The sequence below is a fragment of the Rhodobaculum claviforme genome (assembly GCF_016653255.1).
GTDB lineage: Bacteria > Pseudomonadota > Alphaproteobacteria > Rhodobacterales > Rhodobacteraceae > Rhodobaculum > Rhodobaculum claviforme.
The window spans coordinates 1-6,077 of the sequence record NZ_NHSD01000313.1 but is presented as its reverse complement, the minus strand read 5'-3'; the positions used below and the strand labels follow the sequence as shown (position 1 = coordinate 6,077).

5 protein-coding genes are annotated in these 6,077 nt (G+C 70.0%); all 5 read left to right on the top strand.

Going from position 1 to position 6,077, the window contains the following annotated elements:
* Positions 1-41 precede the first annotated feature (41 nt).
* Positions 42-1,790, top strand: coding sequence for an amidase (locus tag CCR87_RS15100; RefSeq protein WP_201158368.1), 1,749 nt, complete (start codon positions 42-44; stop codon positions 1,788-1,790).
* A gap of 29 nt (positions 1,791-1,819) precedes the next feature.
* The gene (locus CCR87_RS15095; protein WP_201158367.1) at positions 1,820-3,352 is read left to right on the top strand and encodes an ABC transporter substrate-binding protein; all 1,533 of its coding nucleotides are present in this window, start codon (positions 1,820-1,822) and stop codon (positions 3,350-3,352) included.
* Between the two features lie 115 nt (positions 3,353-3,467).
* On the top strand, positions 3,468-4,409 hold the full coding sequence (locus tag CCR87_RS15090) for an ABC transporter permease (RefSeq protein WP_201158366.1): 942 nt from the start codon (positions 3,468-3,470) through the stop codon (positions 4,407-4,409).
* 6 nt (positions 4,410-4,415) lie between these two features.
* Positions 4,416-5,231, top strand: coding sequence for an ABC transporter permease (locus tag CCR87_RS15085; RefSeq protein WP_201158365.1), 816 nt, complete (start codon positions 4,416-4,418; stop codon positions 5,229-5,231).
* 2 nt (positions 5,232-5,233) lie between these two features.
* Positions 5,234-6,077 (top strand): ATP-binding cassette domain-containing protein (locus CCR87_RS15080; RefSeq protein ID WP_201158364.1); only part of this gene is annotated, 844 nt, incomplete at its 3' end.

Sequence of the window (6,077 nt, the reverse complement as noted above, 5' to 3'; positions counted from 1 at the left end):
CCTCACACGCTGACCACCGCCCCCCTTGAGAGAGGAGCCCCATGACCCAGCCTCTGCCGTCCGGCGACCCCGCGCCCGGCCCGCAGGCCACCGGCCCCGCCGCGGGTCGCGCCCCCGATCCTGTCGCCAATCCCGCCGCCAATCCCGTCGGGCCGGGCCTCGATGACATCGCCGCCGCCGAGCGGCTGCTGGGCGTCACCTACACCCCCGCGGAACGGGCGCAGATGCTGGACAATCTGGAGGGGCAGATCGCCTCGGCGGTGGCGCGGCGGGGGGTGCGGCTGTCCAACGACGTGCCGATGGCCAGCCGGTTCGATCCGCGCCTGCCGGGGTTCCGCCCGCCCGCGGCCCCGGGGCGGGTGCGGTTTTCAGCCGCCGATCCCGGGCCGCTGCCGGACAGCGACACCGACATCGCCTTTGCCCCCCTGCCCCGGCTGGCGGGCTGGATCGCGCGCGGCGCCATCACCAGCCGCCGGTTGACCGGGATTTATCTGGCGCGGATCGCGGCACTGGGCCCCAAGCTGGAGTGCTTCGCCACCGTCACCCCCGATCTGGCGCTGGCCGAGGCCGACGCGGCGGACGCGCTGACCCGCGCGGGCGTCAATCTGGGGCCTCTGCACGGCATCCCCTACGGGCTGAAGGACCTGTTCGACACGCGCGGCATCACCACCGGCTGGGGGGCCGAGCCGTTCCGCGACCGGGTGCCCGACCGTGACGCGGCCATCGTGGGGCGGCTGCGCGCGGCCGGGGCGGTGCTGCTGGGCAAGACCACGCTGGGGGCGCTGGCGTACAACGACATCTGGTACGGCGGCATGACCCGCAACCCGTGGAACCCCGACGAGGGCGCCTCCGGCTCATCCGCCGGGTCGGGGTCGGCCACGGCGGCGGGGCTGTGCGCGTTCTCCATCGGGACGGAAACACTGGGCTCCATCACCTCGCCGTGCCAGCGCAACGGCACGACGGGGCTGCGGCCGACCTTCGGGCGGGTGTCGCGGGCGGGCGCGATGGCGCTGTGCTGGTCGCTCGACAAGATCGGGCCGATGTGCCGCGGGGTGGAGGATACGGCGATGGTGCTGTCGGTCCTCAACGGGCCGGACCCGGCGGATCGGTCCTCCATCGACATGCCGTTCCATTTCGACGCCGCGCGCGGGATCGAGGGGCTGCGCGTCGGCTACCTGCCCGAGGCATTCGCCGAGGGCGCGACGGCCGTGGATCACGCCGCGTTGGAGGCGGTGCGCGATCTGGGGCTGGAGGTGCGCGCGGTCAGCCTGCCGGACCTGCCCTATGGCAGCCTCATCAACGTCCTTTACGCCGAAGCCGCAGCCGCCTTCGAGGACCTCACGCTCGACAACACCGACGACACCCTGACCTGGCAGGAGGACGGCGCCTGGCCCAACACCTTCCGCAAGGCGCGGTTCCTGTCGGCGGTGGACCATGTGCAGCTCGACCGCCTGCGGTATCGGGTGATGGAGGCGCTGGACGCGCTGTTTGCCGACATCGACGTGCTGGTCGGCCCGTTCATGACCGGCCCGATGCTGGTGGCGTCGAACTTCACCGGCCATCCGTGCCTGCACCTGCGGGCGGGGTTCATCGACAGCCCCACGCGCGGCAAGGCCAGCCTCGGCAGCGGCAAGCTGTCGACGGGCGAGGCCGCCGACGGCCCGACCCACACCGTCCCGCAGGGCATTTCGCTGTGGGGCGGGCTGTTCGACGAAGGCGCCGTGCTGGCCCTCGGCATGGCGCTGGAGGCCGCCCTGGACGTGGCCGACCGCCGCCCCCCCATCGCGTAATGATCCGCCCCAACATGGAGAGACCGACCATGAAACGCCGCGAGTTCCTGGCCACCACGACCGCGCTTGGCGCGCTCACCCTCGTCACCCCGGGGCGGCTGCTGGCCGAGACGCCGGTCGCGGGCGGCACCCTGGTCTGGGGCCATTCCGAGACGACGCAGAACCTGGACATGCACCAGACCGGCACGGCCTCGACCAGCCGGGTGTTGCAGAACATCCACAACGCCCTCGTCACCGTGAATTCCGACATGGAGGTCGTGCCGCAGCTGGCCGAAAGCTATGAGGTCTCGGACGACGGGTTGGAATACACCTTCCGGCTGCGCGCGGGGGTGATGTTCCACGACGGCTCCACCCTGACCTCGGAGGATGTGAAGTACTCGTTCGAGCGGTGCGCCGACCCCGAAACCGGCGCCACCAACTTCGAGGTCTTCAACGACGTGGCGGGGATCGAGACGCCCGACGAGCTGACGGTGATCGTGCGCATGACCCGCCCCAACGCGCCGTTCCTGGCGCGGCTGGCGGAAAACGGCGCGGGCGTGGTGATGCCGGCGGGATCGGGCGACATCCAGGGCACCACCCCCGTCGGCGCCGGCCCGTTCCGGTTCATCCGCCGCGAATTCGGCAACGAGGTCGTGCTGGAGCGCTTCGACGACTACTGGGACGGCCCCGCGCATCTGGAGCGCATCATCGCGCGCGAGATCACCGAGCCGACCGTGCGCCTGACCGGGCTGCGCACCGGCGAGTTGCACATGATCAACGACATCCCCGCTGAGCGCGTGGCCGAGGTCGAGGGCGACGCGTCCCTTCAGGTGCTGACCTGGTTCCCGCTCAACTTCGACTTCCTCAACTTCAACCACGATCTGGAGCTGTTCCAGGACGCCCGCGTGCGCCGCGCGTTCGACCTGATGATCGACAAGGAGATGCTGCTGCAGGGCGCGCTGTGGGGCCAGGGCGAGACCACGGCGTCCGCCAGCTTTCCCAACGATGCGGCGCGCAACACCGACATCACCCAGCGCGGCCAGGACATCGCCGCCGCCCGCGCGCTGCTGAGCGAGGCCGGCCATCCCCCCGGCAGCCTGAACGTGGTGTTCAAGGTCACCACCAACTATCCCTACCACGTCGAAAGCGCGCAGATCATCGCCGAATGGGCGCGCGAGGCCGGGGTCAACATGACCATCGAGCAGCTGACCTGGGCGGACTGGCTCAGCCAGGTGTGGGTCGACCGGGATTTCCAGATGACGATGATGAACTTCTTCACCATCTGGGAGCCGGACCGGCTGTATTTCTCGCTGTGGCACTCCACCGGGGGCTTCAACTATCGCAACATCAACGTCCCCGAGATCGACGCCCTCGCCGAGGAGGCGCGCGGCACCATAGACGCGGACGCGCGCAACGCCCTCTATCGCCGGATCCAGGACATGGTGTCCGAGGAGGCGCTGGACGTGATCCTGTGGTTCCGCAACGGATCGATCGGCGCGCGGTCGGAGGTCGCGGGGCTGGACACGCTGGTGCATCCCAACGGCTCCAACCTGAACTTCCACAAGGTGTGGTTGCGGAGCTGACGGGCCCTGCCGCCCCGGCCGGGGCGGGACGCGCCCATCCCTGTGCCCTTCTGTGTGCCGACCGCTGTGCGGCGGGCCGCCGGTGCCCGCCGATCCCAACCCCGGACCCTTGCCGATGGCCTATCTCCTCACCCGTCTGGTGTCGGTCGCGATCACGCTCGCGCTGATCTCGGTCATCACCTTCGCCATCACCAACGTCCTGCCGGGGGACGTGGCGATGATGATCATGGGCACCCAGTCCAACCCCGAGGCGCTGGAGGGGCTGCGCCGGTCGCTGGGGCTGAACGATCCGCTGGTGGTGCAGTACGGCCGCTGGGTGGGGGGGATACTGACGGGCGACTGGGGCACGTCGCTGTTGTTTCGCGAACCCATCGGGCCGCTGATCGCACAGAAGGCGGTGGCCAGCGGCCTGATCGTGGTGCTGGCGATGTCCATCGCGCTGGCGCTGGCGATCCCGCTGGGGGTGTGGGCCGCGCGCCACCGCGACCGCTGGCAGGACACCAGCGCGTCCTCGGCCGCTCTGCTGGGGCTGAGCATGCCGGATTTCTTCATCGGGATCATGCTGATCCTGCTGTTCGCGGCCTCCCTTGGCTGGCTGCCGTCGTCGGGGTTCGTCGACCCCGCGCAGGATTTCATCGCCGCGGTGCGCCATGCGCTGCTGCCGGCGCTGGCGCTGGGGCTGGGGCTGATGGCGCATCTGACGCGGATGACACGCTCGGCGATGATCGGCATCCTCAACCAGGATTTCATCCGGGTTGCCCGCGCCAAGGGCCTGCCGGAGCGTACGGTGGTCTGGGGCTATGGGCTGCGCAACGCCATCGGGCCGGTGATGACGGTGGCGGGGTTGCAGGTGGGCTACCTGTTCGGCTCCATCATCGTGATCGAGAGCCTGTTTTCCTATACCGGCATGGGCTGGCTGACCTATCAGGCGCTGCTGAACCGCGACATCCCGCTGATCCAGGCGTCGATCTTCGTCATCGCGGCGGTGGTGATGCTGGCCAATCTGGTGGTCGATATCCTCTATCGCGTGGTCGATCCGCGCATCCGGCTGGGGTGAGGGGCGATGCGCGGATTTCTCTCGCCCAAGGCTGTGATCGGGCTGACGCTCGTGGGGGGGGTGGTGCTGGTGGCGCTGCTGGCGCCGCTGTTCATCGCGCCCGAGCGCGCGACCCAGATGGTGATGACCGCGCGGCTGCAACCGCCCTCGCTGGCGTATCCGCTGGGCACCGACCAGCTGGGGCGCGACCTGCTGGCGCGCGTGCTGCTGGGGGCGCAGACGTCGCTGATGATCGCGGTGTCGGCGGTGGGGATCTCCATCGCGCTGGGGCTGCCGCTGGGGATCGTGTCGGGATATTTCGGCGGGCGGATCGACAATGCGCTGATGCGGGTGATCGATGCGCTGCTGGCGTTTCCCGCGCTGCTGCTGGCGCTGACGATCTCGGCGGTGCTGGGGCCGAATTTGCAGAACACCATCATCGCGATCGGCGTGGCCTTCACCCCCTTCCTTGCGCGCATCGTGCGGGGCGAGGCGCTGCGCGTCGTCCAGATGCCCTATGTGGAGGCCGCGCGCGCCTCCGGCACCCGCGACGGCGCGATGATCGTCCGCCACATCCTGCCCAACATTATGCCCGCGCTGATCGTGCAGACCACCATCAGCCTCGCGTTCGCCGTGCTGGCCGAGGCCGCGCTGTCGTTCCTTGGCCTTGGCACGCAGCCGCCGATGGCGTCGTGGGGGCTGATGATCCAGGCCTCGCGACAGTTTCTGGACATCGCGCCGTGGACGGCGCTGGTGCCGGGGGCGGCGCTGGCGATCACGATCCTGGGCCTCAACCTGCTGGGCGACGTGCTGCGCGACGCCCTCGATCCCCGGTCGAGGTGAGCATGCCCCCTCCCATCCTGTCGGTCGAAAACCTGCGCGTGGAATTCCCCGGCCACTCCGGCAGCGATGCCGCCGTGTCCGACATCAGCTTTGCCGTGCACCCGGGTGAAACCGTCTGCGTGGTGGGCGAATCCGGGTCGGGCAAATCCGTCACCTCGCTGTCGGTCATGCGGCTGGTGGAGTTCGGCGGCGGACGCATCGTGTCGGGCCGCATCGCGTTCGACACCGGCGACGGCGCGGTGGATCTGGCCCGCATCGACTTGAGGCGGATGGAGGCGATCCGCGGCAACCGCATCGGCATGATCTTTCAGGAGCCGATGACCGCGCTGAACCCGGTCGCGCCCATCGGTCGGCAGCTGACCGACGGGATGCGGCGGCATCTGGGCCTGTCGCGCGCCGCCGCCGCCGCCCGCGCGCTGGAGCTGATGCACGAGGTCCGCATCCCCGAGCCCGAGCGCCGCCTGACCCAGTACCCGCATGAACTTTCGGGGGGCATGCGCCAGCGCGTGGTGATCGCCATGGCGATGGCCTGCCGCCCGCGCCTGCTGATCGCGGACGAACCCACCACCGCGCTGGATGTCACCATCCAGGCCGAGATCCTCGCCCTGATCGGTCGGTTGCAGCGCGATTTCGGGATGGCGGTGCTGTTCATCACCCATGACATGGCGGTGGTGGCGCAACTCGCCGACCGCGTGGTGGTCATGCGCCACGGCCGGCTGGTGGAGGACGGCCCCGTCGCGCGCATTTTCGACGCCCCGCAGGCGGAGTATACCCGCGCGCTCCTCGCCTCCGTCCCCCGGCTGGGCGAGATGCGCGGCCGCCCCGACGCCGAACCCCTGCGCATCC

Bases quoted from the DNA above. Each gene is read 5' to 3' on its own strand.
- CCR87_RS15095 (WP_201158367.1), top strand. From the start codon at position 1,820: ATGAAACGCCGCGAGTTCCTGGCCACCACGACCGCGCTTGGCGCGCTC.
- CCR87_RS15100 (WP_201158368.1), top strand. From the start codon at position 42: ATGACCCAGCCTCTGCCGTCCGGCGACCCCGCGCCCGGCCCGCAGGCC.
- CCR87_RS15090 (WP_201158366.1), top strand. From the start codon at position 3,468: ATGGCCTATCTCCTCACCCGTCTGGTGTCGGTCGCGATCACGCTCGCG.
- CCR87_RS15085 (WP_201158365.1), top strand. From the start codon at position 4,416: ATGCGCGGATTTCTCTCGCCCAAGGCTGTGATCGGGCTGACGCTCGTG.